This window comes from Anoxybacteroides voinovskiense (genome assembly GCF_014196205.1).
In the GTDB taxonomy this organism is placed as follows: domain Bacteria; phylum Bacillota; class Bacilli; order Bacillales; family Anoxybacillaceae; genus Anoxybacteroides; species Anoxybacteroides voinovskiense.
The window spans coordinates 18,002-38,109 of the sequence record NZ_JACIDE010000029.1 but is presented as its reverse complement, the minus strand read 5'-3'; the positions used below and the strand labels follow the sequence as shown (position 1 = coordinate 38,109).

Genomic DNA, 20,108 nt, shown 5'->3' with positions numbered 1-20,108 from the left:
CTTTTGCTTTTATTGGAATCACCACCTTTCGCAATATGATGATAACATATTGCCAGATCAAAAATAACTATTTTTATAAAAATTTTTAATTATTTGGTTAATTTTATTATCCATACTGATTACATCTTTGTGAGCCACTTCCAACTTAGTGAATGGTGAATCTGATGCATCTTGACAAGGAGCATCCAGAAGCATGATTTCACTCGAAAGGTGCCACATCAAGGTGTTTCGATAGGCATCAATACCTCTCACTCCATATCAATACGGTATTTTTCACTGGAAATGGGGTGCTCACGTTTCCATAAGCGAAGTGGCTCAATGTTATGTGAGCAAAGCAAAAACAATATCAATTCATATAGCAAACAATATGCCGTCAACTATTTCGGTTAAATTCTTCTTGTGTAATTTTTAATTGATTTTTTAAGATGTTCTTCCAAAGACGAACAGGAATTTCTTTTCCCAACGAATGGCTTACTTTTGTTTTTAATACTTCCCCGTTCACAAATTTCCGATAATAATAATGATCCGCCCCTTTTTTGTATTGTTCCCATCCGTTACGCTCTAGATACCGTTTTAAATCTCTAAATTTCGGCAACGGCTTCTCCGAACAATAAATGCTCTATATCATCTAATGATTCGCAAAGCAAAATGCGTAACGCGTAGGGAATAAGGGATTGCGTATTTTTCGCCTCGAACATTAGCGGATGATGGATGAAATCTTCGGCAAATTCGCGCGCTGCAACAGCAGCCGCACGACGACATTCCTCTTCCGTTTCTCCCATCGCATAATCGTTGATTGGTTCAATCCAAGCCGTAAAGCTTCCATCCTCTTCTTTTCTCATATCGACGTGGAACTTATACGGTTCGAGAATCTGTGCGAGGAGCATACGATTGAGAAACACACCGTCTGTCTCATTTTTTTTACGGGCTTTCACTAAAGAAGGGATGTATTTCTGCAAATCATCAAAAATATGCGTAAAGTTTTGTCTTGCAACTGTAAAACGATATTCTTTTAACATGCTCATGCCTCCTCACCTCCTATAGTATCATAATATGTACAATTTGTACATTATGTACACATTAAACAACTTTTAAAAAAGGAAATAAAAAACCCTAGAGCCTCTTGCCCTAGGGGTGTTCGTTTATTTCAACCATTCCGTATGGAAAATGCCTTCTTTGTCGATGCGCTCGTATGTGTGGGCACCGAAGTAGTCGCGCTGTGCTTGGATAAGGTTCGCTGGCAATGTTTCCATCCGGTAGCTGTCGTAGTAGGCTAAGGCGCTAGCGAACGCTGGTACTGGAATGCCGCGCATCGCTGCGGTTGCAACGATTTCGCGGAGCGATTGTTGATAGTTTTCGACGATTTCTTTAAAGTATGGGTCAAGCAATAAGTTTGGCAGCGCCGGGTCGCGGTCATACGCTTCTTTAATTTTTTGCAAAAATTGCGCACGAATGATGCAGCCGCCGCGGAAAATCATTGCGATATTCCCGTATTGTAAATTCCAGTTATATTCTTCCGATGCGGCTTTCATTTGCGCAAAGCCTTGGGCGTACGAGCAAATTTTGCTCATGTAAAGCGCGCGGCGAACGGCTTCAATAAAGTGCGCGCGATCGCCTTCATACGGCTTCACAGCTGGACCTGCTAGTAACTTGCTTGCTTTCACGCGCTCTTCTTTCATTGCGGAAATAAAGCGAGCAAATACCGATTCCGTAATAATTGGAAGCGGAACGCCTAAATCGAGCGCGTTTTGGCTCGTCCATTTTCCTGTTCCTTTTTGCCCTGCTTTGTCTAAAATAACATCAACAAGCGGCTTGCCTGTTTCTTCATCAATTTTTGTGAAAATGTCTGCCGTAATTTCGATTAAATAGCTATCTAATTCCCCTTTATTCCACTCGGCAAATACTTCATGAAGCTCTTGGGCGTTTAATCCGAGCACATGCTTTAATAAAAAGTATGCTTCGGCAATTAATTGCATATCCCCATATTCAATGCCGTTATGCACCATTTTTACGTAATGGCCCGCACCGTCTGGACCGATGTATGTCGTGCACGGTTCGCCATCGACTTTTGCCGCAATCGCTTCAAAAATCGGGCGGACTAATTCATGCGCTTCTTTTTGTCCGCCTGGCATAATCGAAGGTCCTTTTAACGCCCCTTCTTCTCCACCAGAGACGCCTGTCCCGATGAAATGAATGCCAAGTTCCGCAAGTTCTTTATTGCGGCGTTGTGTATCTTTAAAATACGTATTGCCGCCGTCGATGACGATATCGCCTTTTTCTAAATACGGCTTTAGTTGCTCAATTGTTGCGTCTGTTGCCGCACCTGCTTTTACCATCAACAAAATTTTCCGCGGCTTCTCAAGCACGTTGACAAACTCTTCGATGCTATATGTACCGACAACATTTTTCCCTTTCGCTTCTTGTAAAAACTCGTCTGTTTTTTCGCGCGAACGGTTATATACGGCAACGGAATACCCACGGCTTTCAATATTAAGCGCCAAATTTTTTCCCATGACCGCTAATCCAATGACACCGATTTGCTGTTTTGCCATCTGAAACGTTCCTTTCTATTTTTGTTTGTTCAACAAAGAACATACCATAGTCCATTTTTTCATTCAAGTTTTATGTTTAAAAGAAAAGAGCCCTTTGTTCGGACTCTTTTCTTTCTTTTCAATATCCTCCGTGTGAATAACCGCCGTATGGGTATGACGGATAATACGGATAGTAAGGATAATGATGGTGATGGTGATGCGGATAATACGGGTAATACGGATAATATGGGTAATGCGGCCCGTGCGGATAGTGCGGATAATAGCCGCCGTGCCCCGGATATCCTCCGTGTTGCCATTGTTGTCTGTCCATCGTTCATTCCTCCTCTAGACTTTCCTTCGCTTATAGCATATGCACCTAGGGAAAATGTGTATAGGCAGATACCTAGTGTGGATGGACAAACTCGATAATGGCTTTATCAATTGGGAGCCAGCCTTTATACCCTAAATGCATCGTATCTTTTAAAAAGTACGGGTCATATTCATGGTTGCTTAAATCAAGGACAGGGAACCCTTCTTTTTCAATTTGTTGTTTAATTTTTTGATAATATCCTTCGCGCTCTTGTTTGCTTAGCCCCATATAATCATACCAAAAACCGTTAACAGGAACGGATACAAACAACGGTTTTGCTTTTGCTTCCTTTAGCACGTCAAGCACTAGCTGAAAGTCTTTATACTCTGGCGAGGCAAGCAGCCTCGAGTCTTTACGAAACCCTTTCAACTGCTCAAATTTCGGCTTAATTCTTTTATTGTAATAAAAGTTATCGATGTAAAAGTGGTTGTTCGTGCTCTTTGCTTTCGCCAGCTCGACCGCATTTTTCTCTAGCTCATCCCACGTTTTATTTTTCACTAACGATGGCTGTGGATGAAGCGTTGTGAGTGGCACATCTAAAATTGCATGCAGCAAATCGCGTTTTTCCAATGCTTTCATGACAAGAAAGGCAAACGGCTTCACGACGGCTGCTTTCATTTTAGTTGTCCCATCTTGCTGCACTTTCGCTTCTAACAACGTCTTTAACATCACATCGTTTTTCACGACATCAAACGTCAACAACCGTTTCGCCCCTTCTATTTGCAAGGATTTGCTTACTTTCGGTTCGAGTGCAAACCGATATGCTTGCAGCGCCGAAAAGTTAGCGCCGAACGATTGTTGCGTCGCTCCTTCTTGATAAAACCATTGCGGTGACAAAATAAATAATAGCTTTTTATGCTTAAGCCCGTCTTTTTGGTCAGCGAAATTTAAAAAATGGACAAAAGACTGCATTCCTCCTCTTCCGATAAGAAAAGGAGTCACCCCAATCGGATTGACTTTAAAATAGTTAGACGGATGAAACGTGTCAAGCCGCGACAATTCCGATGAACCGTAAATCGGCAAATAGTGAGGGTTTGCTAGCATTTTCTTTTGAATAATTTCCCCTTGAAACATATTAAAATCAAGGTCAACCGCCTCTTCTTCTACCTTTTTATCTGTAATGAGCGGCAGAAGATATTGGTTTGGGATGAATAAAATCATGCAAAAAAGGACGATAGCCGCTAAAAGCGGGCTAAACGACGGTCGCTTCATGCCCAATTCTCCAATGCGGCGATAATTTTATTCGGCGTCGACCATTGTTCCCGATCTACTTCGGAAATGCCGACACGAATCCCTAATTTCTCCTCAATCCCCATCAATAACGACACTACCCCAAACGAATCAAGCAGCCCTTCGTCAAATAACTCGATATTTAAATTTTCTTTCACAACGTCCGTTTGGCAAATTTCTTCTAAAAGTTCAAGCACTGTATTTTTGATCTCCATTTTCTTTTCCTCCATCCATTAAAATAATCGACCAGAAAAAATTAAAAAGCCAAAACAAATTACATGGAATGTAATAATGACCGATAAAACTTCTGTCCCTTTATTTTTCTTCCAAATTTTCCACTGTTTATTCTTCCGTTCAAAATAATCGTAAGAAATCATGAGTGCTGCATGGTAAAGCCCGTAGGCGACGTAATGAAGTTCAAGCCCATGCCATACTCCCATCAGAAAGAACAATAAAAAATATCCGATGTACGAAACGGTATAGCGATTTTGGATCCACTTTTTCTTCATCATCCAAAAAACAAACCGCATATACACGTAATCTCGAAACCAAAACGACAGCGACATATGCCATCTGTTCCAAAAATCTTTCATATTTTTGCTTAAAAACGGGAGATGAAAGTTTTCCGGTGTTTTCACTCCCATGATATAGCTTGCACCAATGGCGAACGCGCTATATCCGGCAAAATCAAAAAACAAATATAAACTATACGCATACATATAAATAAACGTCGACAGAGGCGTATGTGCTTGAATAAACGGCGTTTCAATCACCCGATCGTTAATAACGTAAGCGATAATAAATTTATATAAAAATCCTAAAAAGATTTTGTTAATTCCTTTGTATAAAAGAAGACGATATTCTTCTCGCGTCGGGATTGTCTCCATATCTTTTTGGAACCGTTTAAATCGATCGATCGGTCCTGATGAAATCGTAGGAGAAAACAATAGGAACATCAGCTGTTCTTTTACCGTCACTGTTTTCAATGCCCCGTCCCGCATGTCGATAATCATTTGCACCGTTTTAAACGTTAAATACGAAATGCCTAAAAATCCGACGATGTTGCCCATGCTCCATACCGGAAGCAACTTCGTAACGAGCAAAGGAACGAGCGCTAGAAACACAACGGCATAAAAAACGCCCGCTTCGTTTTTTTCTTTTCGATAAAAAGCGTACCAATGAACTAAGATCACTTGCCAAAAAATATACACAATAAACGAAACGAGTTGATGGATGTCCGATGCAAACGCTAAAAGAAGAATGACGACGTGTACAAACGAGTTGTACACGATGCTCCTTTTTTCTTTATACCCGAGCACGACTACAGGAATCAACAAAATCCCGAGTATCATAAAAAAAGAAAACGACGAATACGGTATCATACTCCAACCTCATTTGCAATTTTTTTCCGATCTGCTTTGCCGTTGTTTGTCATCGGCAAAGAGGAAACGTAAACAAATTTTTTCGGAATCATATATGCTGGCAATAGCTGCTGCAATTCTTTTTTCAAATGGGCAGTTAATTGATATTCTTTTTCAAACGTATGCTTTTTCGGCACGAGAACGGCCGTTAAGTATTGACATTTATTTTCTTTGTAAACAGGCACAACAACCGCACTTTCGACGAGCGAAAGTTTTCGCAATTGCGCCTCGATTTCTTCAATTTCCATTCGATATCCATTTAATTTAATTTGAAAATCAAGCCTTCCCGCGCAAAATAACCATCCGTTTTTCTTATAGCCGACATCGCCTGTTTTATACGCTGGCTTGTTGTTATAGCGGAAAAACGATTTTTCCGTCAGTTCTTCGTTCCGCCAATACCCTTTGCTAACGCTTTTGCCAGTAATAATAATTTCTCCTTTTTCTCCATCCTCTACTTCGTTTCCATTTTCATCGACGATAAAAATTTCCACATCTTGCTTCTCTGCTCCAACCGGAAGCGACGGATACTCGCTTAAAATTTCTTCCGTTATCTCGACGCTTGTTACAGCGACCGTTGCTTCTGTCGGGCCGTACGTGTTATAAACAACCGCATTCGGAAACCGCTGTTTTAATTTGCGCGCCGTTTCATTCGGCAACATCTCCCCGCAAAATAAAAAGGTTTCCAAAAACGGCAACATTTCCGCAGAAAAACGTTCATCCATTAAACACATTTCCGCAAAAGAAGGAGTAGACGTCCAGACGTGAATATGGGATGCTTGCAGCGATTCAAACAGCCATTTAGGATTGGCAATAAGCTCTTTTGAAATCGTCCATAACGTTCCGCCTAAATAAAGGCAAGGGTATACATCCATCACCGACAAATCAAACGAAAACGGTGCTTGGTTCAAAAACCGTTGCTGTTCTTTTAGCCCGAAATCAGACACCAGCCATTCGACGAAGCTTGCTAAATTGTTATAGCTAATTTGCACTCCTTTCGGATTTCCGGTGCTGCCTGATGTATAAATAATGTAAAAGTTTTGTTCCCCGCTAACGAATTGATCGGTAGGCGGTTGCTGTCCGTCATATAAAGCAATTGCCTCTTTTATTTCCTTGTCCTCAAGCATTAGGCAATGGCTGTAATTTCTCAACGTTTCCGGTACACTTCCTGGCGTTAAAAATAACGCCGCCCCGGAATCATCCATGATTTTTTTCACCCGTTCTTCCGGAATGCTTGTATCTACCGGAATATACGCCCTTCCTGATTTCACTGCCGCTAAAAAGCAAACGAGCATCAATGGTTCCATATGTCCGTAAACGATGATTGGGGCATCATTGCCGTTCATTTTTTCACATATAAAAGCAGCAAGTGCGTTCGAATATGTTTCGAGCTCTTTATATGTCAGTTCATTTCCATTAGAAGAAATAGCGACGCGGTCTGGAACAATTTGTGCCCATTTCTTTATTTGGGTATATAATTCCATGAAAATCCCCCTTTAAAACTCATTGTAAATAAACGCACTAGAGTTCGTCATTTTAAATCCGTAAATCATTAATAACCCTAACAGTATAAGTAGATAGTATGACATTTTTACCGTCCAACATACATAAGGCAACTGAAAAAACGTTTTTATCTTTTTCATCACAGTCCCCCTCCTGCTTCAACAACATAATACATGAAAATGAAAAACAGATTAAAAGAAAAATAGAAGTTTATTCATCCTTTAAGATACCAACAAAGCCACATCATGTAAACATAAAAAAAGCCACTATTTAGTGGCTTCCATCTGTTCTTTCAAGTCCATTGCGCCTTCTAAACTCATAAATAAACGATTCGGGTCCAACAACGTAATAAGCCGCTCCGGCAAATTCGCAACACCAATAAAGTACGGGGTGTTTCGATATGCCAACAAATTTACTTGTTTAATAGTTTCTTCTGGAAGGTCGATAATTTCTTTCGCCTCATCGACAATAAACGCTACCGTTAATTGCTCTGTGTGGACGACAACTAACCGCGTTTTTTCCGTTAGAACGTATGGGCGACGATAAAAAATGCGCGCCGTATCCAATACTGGTACTAACTCGCCGCGAATGCGAACAACCCCTACGACATACTCCGGCATATGCGGAATTCCTGTCGGCTCACTCATTTTTTCAATCGACACGACATAGTCAATCGGAATGGCATATTGCTCTTCCTCAAGCTGAAATACGACTACTTTACTCACACCACTTCTCTCCCCATCCAATGCGATATTTTTATTATACTATAAGCATTAGGAAAGACGAAGAGCATCCTATGCACGGATGCCCTATTTTTTATTATTTCGCTACTTCTTCAATAATTGCGATAACCATTTCTGTTGTTTTCACTAATTCCTCAATCGGCATGCGCTCGTTTGTCGTATGAATGTCCTCGTATCCGACCGCTAAATTGACCGTTGGAATGCCAAATCCTGCGATGACGTTCGCGTCGCTTCCTCCACCGCTATGAAGAAGCTCGCACGGACGGCCAATTTTCGCCGCTGCTCGTTTTGCCACTTCGACGACATGGTCGCCATCGCCAAATTTAAAGCCCGGATACATGACTTCTACCTCTACTTCCGCACGGCCGCCCATTTCTTCTGCCACGCGCTCAAACGCTTCTTTCATTTTGGCGACTTGCGCTTCCATTTTTTCTGGAACGAGCGAGCGCGCTTCCGCTAAAATATCGACACGGTCGCAGACGATGTTCGTTTGCGTTCCGCCTTCAAAGCGACCGATGTTTGCGGTCGTTTCTTCATCGATACGACCAAGCGGCATTTGCGCAATCGCTTTCGAAGCAATCGTAATCGCGGATACGCCGCGCTCCGGTGCAACGCCGGCATGCGCCGTTTTCCCGTGCACAACGACTTTTAATTTCGCTTGTGTCGGTGCGGCAACGACAATATTTCCGACTTTTCCATCGCTATCGAGCGCATAGCCGAATTTTGCTTGCAGAAGCGACGGATCGAGCGCTTTCGCTCCAACAAGCCCCGATTCTTCCCCGACGGTAATAATAAATTGAATCGTACCGTGCGCGATTTGTTTTTCTTTTAACACACGAATCGCCTCAAACATCGCTGCTAAACCCGCTTTGTCGTCCGCCCCTAAAATCGTCGTACCGTCTGTGATGACGTAGCCATCTTGAATCGACGGCTTGACGCCCTTTCCAGGAACAACCGTATCCATATGTGACGTAAAATAAATCGGATCGACTCCTTCTTTTGTCGCCTCGAGCGTACAAATTAAGTTGCCCGCTCCGTGACCGGTTTTCGCGGTCGTATCATCCTCAATCACATGCAATCCAAGCGCCGTAAATTTTTCCTTTAACACTTTCGCAATTTTGCCTTCGTCTTTCGTTTCCGAATCAATTTGCACAAGCTCTAAAAATTCTTCTACTAACCGTTGTTCATTTACCATATCGCTAGCCTCCCTATATGTATGGAAAAATGCTATACAAAAAAAGTATACACGATTCCGCTCTATCTGTCATAGGCAAAAAACCTCCGCGAAATGCGGAGGAAAACGTTACAGCGGAATATTGCCATGTTTTTTCTTTGGTCGCTCTTCATGCTTATGGCGAAGCATGTCCAATGCTTGAATGAGTTTGATTCGTGTATCGCGCGGGTCGATGACGTCATCGACCATGCCGTATTTTGCGGCAACATAAGGGTTGGCGAATTTGTCGCGATATTCCTCGATTTTTTGCGCCCGCGTTTCTTCTGGATTCGGACTGTTTTCGATTTCGCTCGCAAAAATAATATTCGCCGCTCCTTGTGGTCCCATGACCGCGATTTCCGCGTTCGGCCATGCGTACACGACATCGGCTCCAATCGATTTGCTGTTTAATGCAACATATGCCCCGCCGTATGCTTTCCGTAAAATCACCGTAATTTTCGGCACGGTCGCTTCCGAGTAGGCATATAAAATTTTCGCCCCGTGGCGAATGATGCCTCCATGCTCTTGTTTAACGCCAGGGAAAAAGCCAGTGACATCTTCAAACGTAATCATCGGGATATTGAACGAGTCACAAAAACGAATAAAGCGCGCCGCTTTATCGGACGAGTCAATATCAAGTCCGCCCGCCATAAACTTCGGCTGGTTGCACACAAGCCCGACGACTTCTCCTTTGATGCGCGCAAAACCGACGACAATATTTTTCGCGAAATCTTTTTGCACTTCCATAAATGAGCCCTCGTCGACGACTTGCAGCACAACGTTTCGCACATCATACGGTCTGACCGCATCGACCGGAATCGCATCCGCTAAATCCGGACGATAGTCATCCTCATTGGCAACGGGCACAACTGGCGGCTTTTCTTGACAGTTTGCTGGTAAATAACTCAGCAACCGGCGTACTTGCGCAAGCACTTCTTCTTCTGTCGCCCCAGCAAAATGCGCATTTCCGCTAATCGTATTATGAACGCGCGCGCCACCTAAATCTTCGGCACTAATTTTTTCGCCCGTCACTGTCTCGATTACTTTTGGACCGGTAATAAACATTTGGCTCGTTTTTTCGACCATAAAAACAAAATCGGTAATCGCTGGCGAATACACGGCGCCGCCGGCACATGGCCCCATAATCACCGAAATTTGCGGAATGACGCCCGAATAAATCGAATTGCGGTAAAAAATATGCCCGTACCCGTCAAGAGACAGTACTCCTTCTTGAATGCGTGCACCGCCAGAGTCGTTCAGTCCAATCACTGGCGCACCTGTTTTCGCCGCTAAATCCATAATATTAGCAATTTTCTTTGCGTGCATTTCCCCTAAGGCGCCGCCAAATACGGTAAAATCTTGTGAGAATACAAATACGGTGCGCCCGTCAATTTTCCCGTAACCAGTCACGACCCCATCGCCCGGCCCTTTTTTGCCTTCTAAGCCAAAATCGGTGCAACGATGTTCAATAAACGGATTTAACTCGACAAATGTTCCTTGATCTAAAAGGAGATCAATACGTTCGCGTGCCGTGAGTTTCCCTTTTGCGTGCTGCTTTTCAATTTTATCGTCGCCGCCGCCTAATTCAATTTCCCGGCGGCGGTCGTATAGCTCATTTATTTTTTCGTACATGTCCATCATTCGTGACGCACCCCTTTATCCGTTTTTTCACATAGTTCATATAACACCCCATGTGCGGATTTCGGATGCATAAATGCAACAAGTGCCCCGCCAGCACCCGTTTTTGGCACGTCATGAATCATGCGGATTCCGTTTGTTTTCAATTCGTCAATGCGCGCCTGAATGTCGTCCACGCCAAGGGCGACATGGTGAATGCCTTCCCCTCGTTTCGCAATAAACGCTGCCACCGCACTATCTGGTGACGTCGGCTCAAGCAATTCAAGCTTTACATCGCCTACTTTCAAAAACGCTACTTTCACTTTTTCTGACTCGACTTCTTCGATGCCAAGCAATTCAAGCTGTAACGTATCGACATAAAATGGCAGCGCTTTCTCAATCGACGTAACAGCAATGCCGATATGGTCTACTTTCTTTACGTTCATTTCTCCTCTCCCCTTCGTTGTAAAAATGGTGCTTGTCCGTTCGAAAAAATAGCGATACAATGGTCAATGGTAATATGTTTGATAGGGAGGCTACTTTATGTCCCGCAAAAAAACACAAAAATTAGTTGTCTATTTAATGCTCGGCTCGATGTTATTAACGACGCTGTTAACAGGACTTCGGATGTGGTTTTAACAGGGCGACAACTGTCGCCCTTTTTTATTACAGCGCCCCGTATTTTTTCGCAATGGCAACAAACGGTTCGTTGCTGCGGACAATCGCTACTTTCGTGCCAATCGGCACTTTTTCATACAGTTCTTCCACATCTTTTTTATGCATGCGGACACAGCCTTGCGTAATGTACTTCCCGATCGACTGCGGGTTGTTCGTCCCATGAATCCCGTACGTTCGACCGTCCGTTCCGTACGCATCAAACCCGATCCATCGTGTACCGAGCGGGTTGTTCGGCGCCCCCCCTGGAATGTTTTTCTTTCGGTAATACGGATTTTTCGCTTTTACTGTTACCGTAAACAACCCTTCCGGCGTTAAATGAGTCGCCACCCCTGTCGCGACCGGATAAATCGCTTCAATTTTCCCGTGTTGAATAAAAGCAAGTTGGTTTGTCGCTTTATTGACAATAATAAACGGCGGACGTTCTGCTTTTGCTGGTGTTGCCCCAAATAAAAGCAGGAATATCAGTAGAACACGCATACGCGATCCCCCTTTTTTCTTTATCGTGTGAAAAAAGGGCGACAAGCATACGTTTACGAAACGCGAAATTGGCTTTTTATCATTAAATATTGCTCTAATTCTTTCACTAAATGAAGGAGCGCTGCTCGCTCTTCAAATTCTTCGCGCGTTTTCGGAAGCGGCATCGTTTCAAACTGTTTTCGCATGTCATTTAACTGCCGGAGAAACCGCTCCGCTGTATTGCCTGGGTGAATGGCATCGCTTAGTTCGTCCATAAAATCGGCAATCATGTTGCGTTGGTCGACCGTATATGTAAGGGACGTAACAAGCGGCAAGACGCGCTCGATAATTTCTAGCTGTTTTTCGCGCATGCGAAAATAGTGGTAATACCCGTCTTCGTTTCGCAAAAAGTGGTTTTCCATATTGCGCAGCGCCGCCTGCTTTGCTTGTTGCAGCACATCCCCAGCAAGCGCTAGCTCTTTTCCGTCCCAGTTCATTTCATTCGTCCGCAAATAGCGGACAATTTCTTTAAAAATGATGCGGAACAAATCTTCCACAATGCGCTGATATTCTTTTAATTTGTTTTCGACGCTTGGCATATATACATTGACAACGAGCGCCACCCCGATGCCAATGAAAATGAGCATTAGTTCATTCACAACGACCGAAAACGTAAACTGCTTTGCCGCATAAAAATGAAGAATGATGACCGAACTTGTCGCAATTCCTTCGGTAATGTTCAATCGGACGGTTACTGGAATAAACGTCAACAATAACAGCCCAATCGTCCACGGTTGGTAAGCAATTTGAAAAAATACGAACGAAAACAGCATTGCCAGCACGCACGCAAGAAAGCGCGCCCACGCCGTTTGTAGCGATTTCTTTTTCGTCACTTGAATACATAAAAGCGTAATAATGCCGGCAGACGCGAAATTGTGCAGCCCGAGCCACTGGGCGATGCTAATGGAAAGCGCGGTGCCGATCGCTGTTTTCGCCGTTCGGTATCCGATTTTTATCATCGCTATCCTCCGCGCTTACACCTCATCGCAATATTGCTCAAACGCTTCCTGCAACTTTCGGATAACAGCGACCGGCTCATGCCCTTCAATTTCATGACGTGGAATCATCGCGCAAAGTTTCCCGTCTTTTAATAGCGCAAACGATGGCGACGACGGCGGATGCCCTTCAAAATATTCTCTTGCTCTTGCCGTTGCTTCTTTGTCTTGACCGGCAAATACAGTCACTAAATAGTCGGGACGCTTGTCGTAATGAATCGCATGGGCTGCTGCTGGGCGCGCAATGCCACCGGCGCAGCCGCAGACAGAGTTAATCATTACTAACGTTGTCCCTTTGCGCGCAAACGCTTGATCCACGTCTTCCGGTGTGCGCAACTCTTCGTAGCCTGCTGCTACGATCTCGCGCCGTGCTTGTTCAACGATGTCGTTAAAAAATTGAAATTGAAACACATTACCCCTCCTTTCTTTTTATCGTACCATATTTTTTCGCTATTACCTACTTTCATATGCGGCAATTAATTCTTGCACTGCTTGTGTGACCGCTTTCGTTCCCGACATGACGTGGTTTTCGATAATCGGCAATTTTTCTTTTACAAGCGGATGGGCGAAAAAGCTCGTTTCTAAATAGTCTTTAATCATCGCATATACCCAATCTTTTAGTTGATGGCGGCGGCGCGTGTCAAATACGCCTGATTGCTTTGTCACCGTAACAAACGTTTCAACGACACGCCAAATATCTTCAATTCCTTCACTGTAAAGCGCTGAGCACGTATACGCCTTCGTTTCCCATCCTGGAGTTGCTGGACGTAAATAATGGAGAAACTGGTTATACTCTTCTTTTGCCGCCAACGCTTTTGGTTTGTTGTCCCCGTCCGCCTTATTAATGACAACCGCATCGACAAGCTCCATAATTCCTTTTTTCATGCCTTGCAGTTCGTCGCCCGCTCCTGTAAGCGCCAAAAGCATAAAGAAATCAACCATGCCGCGCACAACGAACTCGCTTTGCCCAACGCCGACCGTTTCAACTAAAATAACGTCATATCCAGCCGCTTCACATAAAAGCATCGTTTCCCGCGTTTTCCGGTGCACGCCGCCAAGCGTCCCGCCCGATGGCGACGGACGGATAAAGGCGCGCGGATGGCGTGCTAAGTTTTCCATTCGCGTTTTATCGCCAAGAATGCTGCCGCCAGTTATTGAGCTGCTCGGGTCGACAGCTAATACCGCGACCCGATGCCCTTGTTCGCATAAAAACTGCCCGAACGCTTCAATAAACGTACTCTTTCCTGCTCCTGGAACACCGGTAATGCCGATGCGAACCGATTTTCCAACGTACGGGAGCAATTCGTTTAAAATTTGTTGCGCTGTTTCCATATGTTTCGCCGCATTGCTTTCGACAAGGGTAATCGCCTGCGCTAAAATCGTGCGGTCGTTGTTACGCACCCCTTCGACATACTCAGCGACCGAACGCTCTTTCCGTTTCACAAAACGCGCGGATGGTTTTGGCAGTGCTTCGCTTCCTTTGACGTATGCGGTTGCAAACTCGTCCGCTTGCCCCTCACGTACCCATTCTGGTCGGGATGTGTGTTCATTCATTGTTCCACTTCCTCATAGCCAAGCCGCTTGTAAATTTCCCGCAATACTTTTTCCGCGGCGGTCGGAATGATGGTTCCTGGACCAAAAATAGCTGCAGCACCATGTTCGTATAAAAATTCATAGTCTTGCGGCGGAATGACGCCCCCGACGACGACTAAAATGTCTTCGCGCCCTAATTTGCGCAATTCTTCGACAAGCTGCGGCAATAACGTTTTATGTCCTGCCGCAAGCGAGCTCATCCCGACGACGTGCACGTCGTTTTCGACCGCTTGCCGCGCCGTTTCTTCCGGCGTTTGGAAAAGCGGTCCGATATCGACATCAAACCCTAAGTCCGCAAATGCTGTCGCAATGACTTTCGCACCGCGGTCGTGGCCGTCTTGCCCCATTTTGGCAATCATAATGCGCGGTCTGCGCCCTTCGAGTTCATAAAACTCATCGGTCATTTTTTTCACGCGCGCAATTTCTTCTTCGTTCGTAAATTCCGCGCTGTAGACCCCGCTAATCGAGCGGATCACGGCTTTATGGCGCTTCGCCACTTTTTCAATCGCGTACGAAATTTCGCCCAACGTCGCGCGTGCGCGCGCAGCTTCTACCGCCAATTCTAATAAGTTCCCTTCGCCTGTTTCTGTCGCTTTTGTAATCGCATCTAATGCCCGCTGCACGCGCTCTTCGTCGCGAGAAGCGCGCAATTGTTTTAGTTTTTCGATTTGCCGCTCTCTAACGGCCGTATTGTCGACTTCTAAAATGTCGATTGGTACTTCTTTTTCCGGACGATATTTGTTCACGCCAATAATCGTTTCTGCCCCAGAATCAATTTTCGCTTGCCGTCTTGCCGCTGCTTCTTCAATGCGCATTTTCGGCAGCCCCGTGTCAATCGCTTTCGCCATGCCTCCTAAGGCTTCGACTTCTTCAATATGCTTCCACGCGCGCTTCATGAGTTCGTTCGTCAACGTTTCGACGTAATACGAACCTGCCCACGGGTCGATGACGCGGCAAATGCCCGTTTCTTCTTGCAAATAAAGCTGCGTATTGCGAGCGATGCGCGCAGAGAAATCGGTCGGCAGGGCAATCGCTTCATCAAGCGCGTTCGTATGGAGCGACTGCGTATGCCCCATCGCCGCTGCATGTGCTTCAATCAACGTGCGGACAACGTTATTGAACGGGTCTTGTTCGGTTAGACTCCAGCCGGATGTTTGCGAATGTGTACGAAGTGCTAACGACTTCGGATTTTTCGGGTTAAATGTTTGCATCATCTTCGCCCAAATGACGCGTGCCGCCCGCATTTTTGCCACTTCCATAAAATAGTTCATGCCAATCGCCCAGAAAAACGACAGACGCGGGGCGAACGAATCAACGTCAATCCCAGCTTTTAAGCCTGTGCGTACATATTCGAGCCCATCGGCAAGCGTATAGGCAAGTTCAATATCGGCCGGCGCACCTGCTTCTTGCATATGGTAGCCGGAAATGCTAATGCTGTTAAATTTTGGCATATATTTTGCGGTATACGCAAAAATGTCGGCAATAATGCGCATCGACGTTTCTGGCGGATAAATGTACGTATTGCGCACCATATATTCTTTTAAAATGTCGTTTTGAATCGTCCCTGATAGCTTGTCTTGCGTGACACCTTGCTCTTCCGCCGTCACGATGTAAAACGCCATAATTGGCAATACGGCGCCGTTCATCGTCATCGATACCGACATTTGGTCCAGCGGAATGCCGTCGAACAAAGTTTTCATATCTAAAATCGAGTCGATGGCTACCCCTGCTTTGCCGACATCGCCGACGACGCGCGGATGATCAGAATCATAGCCGCGGTGGGTGGCAAGATCAAACGCAACCGACAACCCTTTTTGCCCCATCGCTAAATTGCGGCGATAAAAGGCGTTGCTTTCTTCTGCCGTGGAAAAACCGGCATATTGGCGAATCGTCCACGGACGGTTGACGTACATCGATGGATACGGTCCTCGCAAATATGGCGGAATGCCTGGCATATAGTCAAGAAAATCCAATCCTTCGATATCTTTTTTCGTATATAACGGTTTGAGCGCAATTTGTTCGTTCGTTTGGAAAAAAAGGTCGTCAATTGATGTTTGCAACTTTTCTTCGATTGCCTGCTTCCATTGCTGCTCGTTGGCCGATTTTTCCCAGTGCAAAGGAATATTCGTAAAATCAACTTTCCGCCCCATCTAACGCCACCCCCATTTCTTTCATAAACGCCACAAGCGTTTCATAACAATTGGAACCGATGTGAATAAATCCGTCCACTCCAGCTTCTACAAAAGCGGTTTCGGTTTCCGGTGGTTGTTTTCCAGCGACGTAGACGTTTCGCGGCGGATTCGCACCCTTTAACGCTTTCGCAATCGCTGGAACTGCTTCCGGATAGCTTTCGTCCGTTCCGCAAATGATATAATGCGTTCCGTCTCCTTCCAACGCTCCTTTTATCGCCTCGTCAGTCGACATATAGCCATCATTTTTCATGACAGCAAACCCACCTGCTTCAAAGAAGCCGGTCATAAAATCTGCGCGCGCTTTATGATGGGCGATCGCGCCGAGGTTGATGAGATGCACGGTTGGACGCTTTCCGTGCGTTTCTAAATGCCGCTCCGCTGCTTGGCGCAGTTGCTCAAACGGCTCAGACAACCGCCATTGACGAATCGGGGAAATGGCAACCGACGAACCGGTCATCGCAAGCGCAGCATCGATTCCTCGAGCGGTCGCTCGACGATGAACGAAAGCAATGGCGCTATCTACCCAATTTCCGTTTCGCTCCATCGTTTCGCCACCACACGATTCGTCTTTTGGCGACGATACAGATTGTATATCTGGTTTTGGCTCTGCTAAATTCGCATAGACGTTTGTACCGATGATTCGTTCTTTACGCGTTTTGACGTTTTGCTCGCGGAGTTTAGCGATTTTTTCGATTTCTGCTTGAACCACTCCTGCTTGGAGCGCTTTTGTCATGCCGCCAGTTGCTTCGATTTGTTGAAATAGCTTCCATGCTTGTTCAGCGATTTGTGCAGTTAACGTTTCGACGTAATACGAACCGCCAGCTGGGTCGATGACTTTCCCGATATGTGCTTCCTCTAATAAAATTAATTGCGTATTGCGGGCAATTCTTCGGGAAAATTCATCTGCTGGTCGAATCGCTTCGTCAAACGGGGAAACGTGTAAACTATTCGCTCCACCGACAATCGCGGCAAATGCTTCCGCTGATGCCCGAAGCATGTTCACATACGGGTCATAAACCGTTTTCGTAAAATACGACGTTCGCGCATGAAGTGAAATTTTTTGGGACGATTCGTTGCCCCCAAACGCTTGAACAATATTCGACCACATCGCACGAGCCGCGCGCAGTTTCGCGATTTCCATAAAAAAGTCAGCACCGATGGCAAACGAAAAGCTCATCCGTTCTGCCACCTCATCGACGGTCAATCCACGCGTTAAGCATTCGTTGATATATTCGACGGCAGCCGCAAACGAAAACGCTAACTCTTGCACCGCATTCGCTCCGCCGTTATGATACGGTTCCCCATGAACGATGATCGTTTTTATATGAGGCATCTGTTCTTTCGCCCATTTCGTTGCATCTGCCATCACATCATACAGTGTCGAAAGAGAAATAGAGAGTTCTCCATTTACTGCTAGTGCCGAAAGCGGATCCATACCAATTGTGCCGCGCACGTGATGAAGTGAAAGCGATTGCTTTTGCAAATAAGCGACAAAGAGCGCGACAAACGGCAGCGAACACACGCCCGCATCGACGCGAATCGAATAGCGTTCAAGCGGAATGCCGGAAAACATCGTTTCCACATCCTCTAGCGACGTCACAGAGAACCCTAGTCGATCTAACACAAGATGAATTTCCGTTTGCCCTCTCGCTAAGTCGTGCTTGACGATTTCGTTCCATTCTTTCGGACTCGATGCAAAAAGCTCTTGGCTGACCGCCCACGGCTTGCCGATATACTCATTCGGCTCCGTCCCGCGCACATAGCTTGGAAAGCCTGGATATTGTTCAAGCTCAAGGGATTGCAAATCTTGGCTAGTATAAATTGGCTTAAGCTGCAATTGTTCATACGTCATCGAGTGCAATTTTTCAATCGGTTTTCCTTTTAACGATTTCTCGACTTCTTCTTTCCATTCCTCATAACTCGGAATCGGAAATGACACGTTTTTCATTGTCGAAAGATCCGCCACAAATAATCCCTCCCCTTTGAAGACTTTAAAGCGCTTTCTTTTCAATTTTTGAAACATTCATTCCATATTTATTGTAGTATATATAGACAGCTTGGGCAACGAACAACTGCAATTAATGATGATATGAAGAAAGAGGGGCCCCGAGCAGACACCCTCTTTTGTTTAATAAATCGGCGTATTGTCTTTGGATGTGTTTTCCAAAATTTCTTTGACGCGCGCTAAGAAGCGGCCGCAAATTAAGCCGTCAAGGACGCGGTGGTCAAGCGATAAGCAAAGATTGACCATGTCGCGAATGGCGATCATGCCGTCTTTCACGACCGGGCGTTTGACGATCGATTCGACTTGTAAAATCGCCGCTTGCGGATAGTTAATAATGCCCATCGATTGCACCGAGCCGAATGAACCGGTGTTGTTGACGGTAAATGTGCCGCCTTGCATATCTTCTGGGCGAAGTTTGCCGGCGCGTACTTTTGCCGCTAATTCCGCGATTTCACGCGCAATGCCTTTAATCGATTTTTCGTCGGCATGTTTAATGACCGGAACGAATAATGCGTCGTCTGTCGCTACCGCAATCGAAATGTTAATGTCTTTTTTCTGCACAATTTTGTCGCCTGCCCACATCGAATTGATTTGTGGGAATTCTTTTAACGCTTGCGCGACTGCTTTGACAAAGAACGCAAAATACGTTAAGTTAAAGCCTTCGCGCTTTTTGAACTCGTCTTTAATCGAATCGCGGTATGCCACTAAGTTCGTCACATCGACTTCGACCATCGTCCACGCATGCGGCGCTTCATGCTTGCTGCGCAGCATGTTTGTCGCGATTGCTTTCCGGACTGGTGTGACAGGAATTTCAATATCGCCTGCTTGCACTGGAACGCTAGGCGCAGCGGCTGCTTTTGGCGCTGCCGAAACTGGAGCTTCCGCTTTTGGCGCTTCTTGCACCGTTTGCACAGGCGCTTGCGCTTGAACCGGAGCTGCTGTTTGGCTTGGCGTTGGAACGTTGCCAGACTCGATTAATTTCAACACGTCTTTGCGCGTAATGCGGCCGCCCATGCCTGTTCCTTGTACTTGTTCTAGGTCGATGTTATGCTCTTGGGCAAGGCGAAGCACCGCTGGCGAATATCGTCCTTTTTCGCCTGCCGGCTTTTTCGGCGCTTGTGCTTGTGTTTGTGTTGGTGCTGGTGCAGCCGCTTCTGCTTTTGGTGCTTCTGCTGTTTCAGCTGTCACTGCCCCTTCTCCTTCTGTTTCCATTGTGCAAATGACCGCACCAACTGGCAATGTTTCGCCTTCTTGAGCGATAATTTCTTTAATTACGCCTGTAAACGACGAAGGGATTTCCGCGTTTACTTTATCTGTCATCACTTCTGCGATTGGGTCGTATTTATTTACTTTATCGCCGACAGAAACGAGCCATTTGCTAATCGTGCCTTCCGTGACACTTTCGCCTAATTGCGGCATAGTAATTTTTTCGATTGCCACATTGATGACCTCCTATCTTGATTAAAAACTGCCGAACTCAGGTGAAAATGGAGGCTGATGTTGC

Annotated in this window: 21 protein-coding genes; 1 reads left to right on the top strand and 20 read right to left on the bottom strand. The window is 45.4% G+C overall.

Translation table 11 applies throughout. The features are described from left to right. Positions 1–373: 373 nt before the first annotated feature. The 13 genes from GGR02_RS15250 to mce all read right to left on the bottom strand — a co-directional run bounded on the left by GGR02_RS15250 (position 374) and on the right by mce (position 11,071). Entirely contained in the window at positions 374–595 is a 222-nt protein-coding gene (locus GGR02_RS15250) for a type II toxin-antitoxin system HicA family toxin (RefSeq protein ID WP_183185836.1), read from the bottom strand. Beyond that, entirely contained in the window at positions 582–1,025 is a 444-nt protein-coding gene (locus GGR02_RS15245) for a hypothetical protein (protein WP_183185835.1), read from the bottom strand. The genes GGR02_RS15250 and GGR02_RS15245 overlap by 14 nt, the downstream gene beginning before the upstream one ends. Positions 1,026–1,142: 117 nt before the next feature. Further along, entirely contained in the window at positions 1,143–2,552 is a 1,410-nt protein-coding gene (gene gndA, locus GGR02_RS15240) for an NADP-dependent phosphogluconate dehydrogenase (protein WP_183185834.1), read from the bottom strand. 118 nt (positions 2,553–2,670) lie between these two features. Beyond that, positions 2,671–2,862, bottom strand: a complete 192-nt coding sequence (locus GGR02_RS15235) for a hypothetical protein (protein WP_183185833.1) — start codon at positions 2,860–2,862, stop codon at positions 2,671–2,673. 72 nt (positions 2,863–2,934) lie between these two features. Further along, positions 2,935–4,113 carry a D-alanyl-lipoteichoic acid biosynthesis protein DltD gene (dltD, locus tag GGR02_RS15230; protein WP_183185832.1) on the bottom strand — a complete coding sequence of 393 codons (1,179 nt, stop codon included), beginning with the start codon at positions 4,111–4,113 and terminating at the stop codon, positions 2,935–2,937. After that, positions 4,110–4,346 carry a D-alanine--poly(phosphoribitol) ligase subunit DltC gene (gene dltC / locus GGR02_RS15225; RefSeq protein WP_183185831.1) on the bottom strand — a complete coding sequence of 79 codons (237 nt, stop codon included), beginning with the start codon at positions 4,344–4,346 and terminating at the stop codon, positions 4,110–4,112. The genes dltD and dltC overlap by 4 nt, the downstream gene beginning before the upstream one ends. Positions 4,347–4,364: 18 nt before the next feature. Beyond that, complete coding sequence (gene dltB / locus GGR02_RS15220) at positions 4,365–5,513, bottom strand: D-alanyl-lipoteichoic acid biosynthesis protein DltB (RefSeq protein WP_183185830.1); 1,149 nt, start codon at positions 5,511–5,513, stop codon at positions 4,365–4,367. Further along, positions 5,510–7,033: a D-alanine--poly(phosphoribitol) ligase subunit DltA gene (dltA, locus tag GGR02_RS15215; protein WP_183185829.1), complete on the bottom strand. Its 1,524-nt coding sequence runs from the start codon at positions 7,031–7,033 to the stop codon at positions 5,510–5,512. The genes dltB and dltA overlap by 4 nt, the downstream gene beginning before the upstream one ends. Positions 7,034–7,045: 12 nt before the next feature. Further along, complete coding sequence (dltX, locus tag GGR02_RS15210) at positions 7,046–7,192, bottom strand: teichoic acid D-Ala incorporation-associated protein DltX (protein WP_183185828.1); 147 nt, start codon at positions 7,190–7,192, stop codon at positions 7,046–7,048. A gap of 126 nt (positions 7,193–7,318) precedes the next feature. Then, positions 7,319–7,777, bottom strand: a complete 459-nt coding sequence (locus GGR02_RS15205; protein WP_183185827.1) for a chemotaxis protein CheW — start codon at positions 7,775–7,777, stop codon at positions 7,319–7,321. Positions 7,778–7,871: 94 nt separating this feature from the next. Continuing rightward, complete coding sequence (locus GGR02_RS15200) at positions 7,872–8,990, bottom strand: tripeptidase T (RefSeq protein ID WP_183185826.1); 1,119 nt, start codon at positions 8,988–8,990, stop codon at positions 7,872–7,874. A 108-nt stretch (positions 8,991–9,098) separates the two neighbouring features. Further along, complete coding sequence (locus tag GGR02_RS15195; RefSeq protein ID WP_183185825.1) at positions 9,099–10,649, bottom strand: acyl-CoA carboxylase subunit beta; 1,551 nt, start codon at positions 10,647–10,649, stop codon at positions 9,099–9,101. Beyond that, positions 10,646–11,071, bottom strand: coding sequence for a methylmalonyl-CoA epimerase (gene mce / locus GGR02_RS15190; protein ID WP_183185824.1), 426 nt, complete (start codon positions 11,069–11,071; stop codon positions 10,646–10,648). Before mce ends, GGR02_RS15195 begins: the two co-directional genes overlap by 4 nt. A 97-nt stretch (positions 11,072–11,168) precedes the next feature. Between mce and prli42 the strand changes: the two genes are divergently transcribed. Then, complete coding sequence (gene prli42 / locus GGR02_RS15185) at positions 11,169–11,264, top strand: stressosome-associated protein Prli42 (RefSeq protein ID WP_183185823.1); 96 nt, start codon at positions 11,169–11,171, stop codon at positions 11,262–11,264. 27 nt (positions 11,265–11,291) lie between these two features. On the opposite strand, the gene GGR02_RS15180 is transcribed toward prli42, so the two are convergent. From GGR02_RS15180 to GGR02_RS15150, 7 genes are all read right to left on the bottom strand, one after another. Beyond that, positions 11,292–11,780 carry a L,D-transpeptidase gene (locus tag GGR02_RS15180; protein WP_183185822.1) on the bottom strand — a complete coding sequence of 163 codons (489 nt, stop codon included), beginning with the start codon at positions 11,778–11,780 and terminating at the stop codon, positions 11,292–11,294. Between the two features lie 53 nt (positions 11,781–11,833). After that, a complete protein-coding gene (locus GGR02_RS15175) occupies positions 11,834–12,778 on the bottom strand; it encodes an aromatic acid exporter family protein (protein ID WP_183185821.1) in 945 nt (314 codons plus the stop codon). A gap of 15 nt (positions 12,779–12,793) precedes the next feature. Then, the gene (locus GGR02_RS15170; protein WP_183185820.1) at positions 12,794–13,225 is read right to left on the bottom strand and encodes a BrxA/BrxB family bacilliredoxin; all 432 of its coding nucleotides are present in this window, start codon (positions 13,223–13,225) and stop codon (positions 12,794–12,796) included. Between the two features lie 42 nt (positions 13,226–13,267). After that, positions 13,268–14,368 carry a methylmalonyl Co-A mutase-associated GTPase MeaB gene (gene meaB / locus GGR02_RS15165; protein WP_183185819.1) on the bottom strand — a complete coding sequence of 367 codons (1,101 nt, stop codon included), beginning with the start codon at positions 14,366–14,368 and terminating at the stop codon, positions 13,268–13,270. Beyond that, positions 14,365–16,557 carry a methylmalonyl-CoA mutase gene (gene scpA, locus GGR02_RS15160; RefSeq protein WP_183185818.1) on the bottom strand — a complete coding sequence of 731 codons (2,193 nt, stop codon included), beginning with the start codon at positions 16,555–16,557 and terminating at the stop codon, positions 14,365–14,367. Before scpA ends, meaB begins: the two co-directional genes overlap by 4 nt. Then, the gene (locus GGR02_RS15155) at positions 16,541–18,565 is read right to left on the bottom strand and encodes a methylmalonyl-CoA mutase family protein (RefSeq protein ID WP_183185817.1); all 2,025 of its coding nucleotides are present in this window, start codon (positions 18,563–18,565) and stop codon (positions 16,541–16,543) included. Before GGR02_RS15155 ends, scpA begins: the two co-directional genes overlap by 17 nt. A 162-nt stretch (positions 18,566–18,727) precedes the next feature. Beyond that, positions 18,728–20,044, bottom strand: coding sequence for a dihydrolipoamide acetyltransferase family protein (locus GGR02_RS15150; protein WP_183185816.1), 1,317 nt, complete (start codon positions 20,042–20,044; stop codon positions 18,728–18,730). Positions 20,045–20,108: the final 64 nt, after the last annotated feature.

What these genes read in the sequence shown, in the direction of transcription:
- GGR02_RS15245 (WP_183185835.1), bottom strand. Translation starts at nt 1,025, where the DNA reads ATGAGCATGTTAAAAGAATATCGTTTTACAGTTGCAAGACAAAACTTT.
- gndA (WP_183185834.1), bottom strand. Translation starts at nt 2,552, where the DNA reads ATGGCAAAACAGCAAATCGGTGTCATTGGATTAGCGGTCATGGGAAAA.
- GGR02_RS15235 (WP_183185833.1), bottom strand. Translation starts at nt 2,862, where the DNA reads ATGGACAGACAACAATGGCAACACGGAGGATATCCGGGGCACGGCGGC.
- dltD (WP_183185832.1), bottom strand. Translation starts at nt 4,113, where the DNA reads ATGAAGCGACCGTCGTTTAGCCCGCTTTTAGCGGCTATCGTCCTTTTT.
- dltC (WP_183185831.1), bottom strand. Translation starts at nt 4,346, where the DNA reads ATGGAGATCAAAAATACAGTGCTTGAACTTTTAGAAGAAATTTGCCAA.
- dltB (WP_183185830.1), bottom strand. Translation starts at nt 5,513, where the DNA reads ATGATACCGTATTCGTCGTTTTCTTTTTTTATGATACTCGGGATTTTG.
- dltA (WP_183185829.1), bottom strand. Translation starts at nt 7,033, where the DNA reads ATGGAATTATATACCCAAATAAAGAAATGGGCACAAATTGTTCCAGAC.
- dltX (WP_183185828.1), bottom strand. Translation starts at nt 7,192, where the DNA reads ATGAAAAAGATAAAAACGTTTTTTCAGTTGCCTTATGTATGTTGGACG.
- GGR02_RS15200 (WP_183185826.1), bottom strand. Translation starts at nt 8,990, where the DNA reads ATGGTAAATGAACAACGGTTAGTAGAAGAATTTTTAGAGCTTGTGCAA.
- GGR02_RS15195 (WP_183185825.1), bottom strand. Translation starts at nt 10,649, where the DNA reads ATGATGGACATGTACGAAAAAATAAATGAGCTATACGACCGCCGCCGG.
- mce (WP_183185824.1), bottom strand. Translation starts at nt 11,071, where the DNA reads ATGAACGTAAAGAAAGTAGACCATATCGGCATTGCTGTTACGTCGATT.
- prli42 (WP_183185823.1), top strand. Translation starts at nt 11,169, where the DNA reads ATGTCCCGCAAAAAAACACAAAAATTAGTTGTCTATTTAATGCTCGGC.
- GGR02_RS15180 (WP_183185822.1), bottom strand. Translation starts at nt 11,780, where the DNA reads ATGCGTGTTCTACTGATATTCCTGCTTTTATTTGGGGCAACACCAGCA.
- GGR02_RS15175 (WP_183185821.1), bottom strand. Translation starts at nt 12,778, where the DNA reads ATGATAAAAATCGGATACCGAACGGCGAAAACAGCGATCGGCACCGCG.
- meaB (WP_183185819.1), bottom strand. Translation starts at nt 14,368, where the DNA reads ATGAATGAACACACATCCCGACCAGAATGGGTACGTGAGGGGCAAGCG.
- scpA (WP_183185818.1), bottom strand. Translation starts at nt 16,557, where the DNA reads ATGGGGCGGAAAGTTGATTTTACGAATATTCCTTTGCACTGGGAAAAA.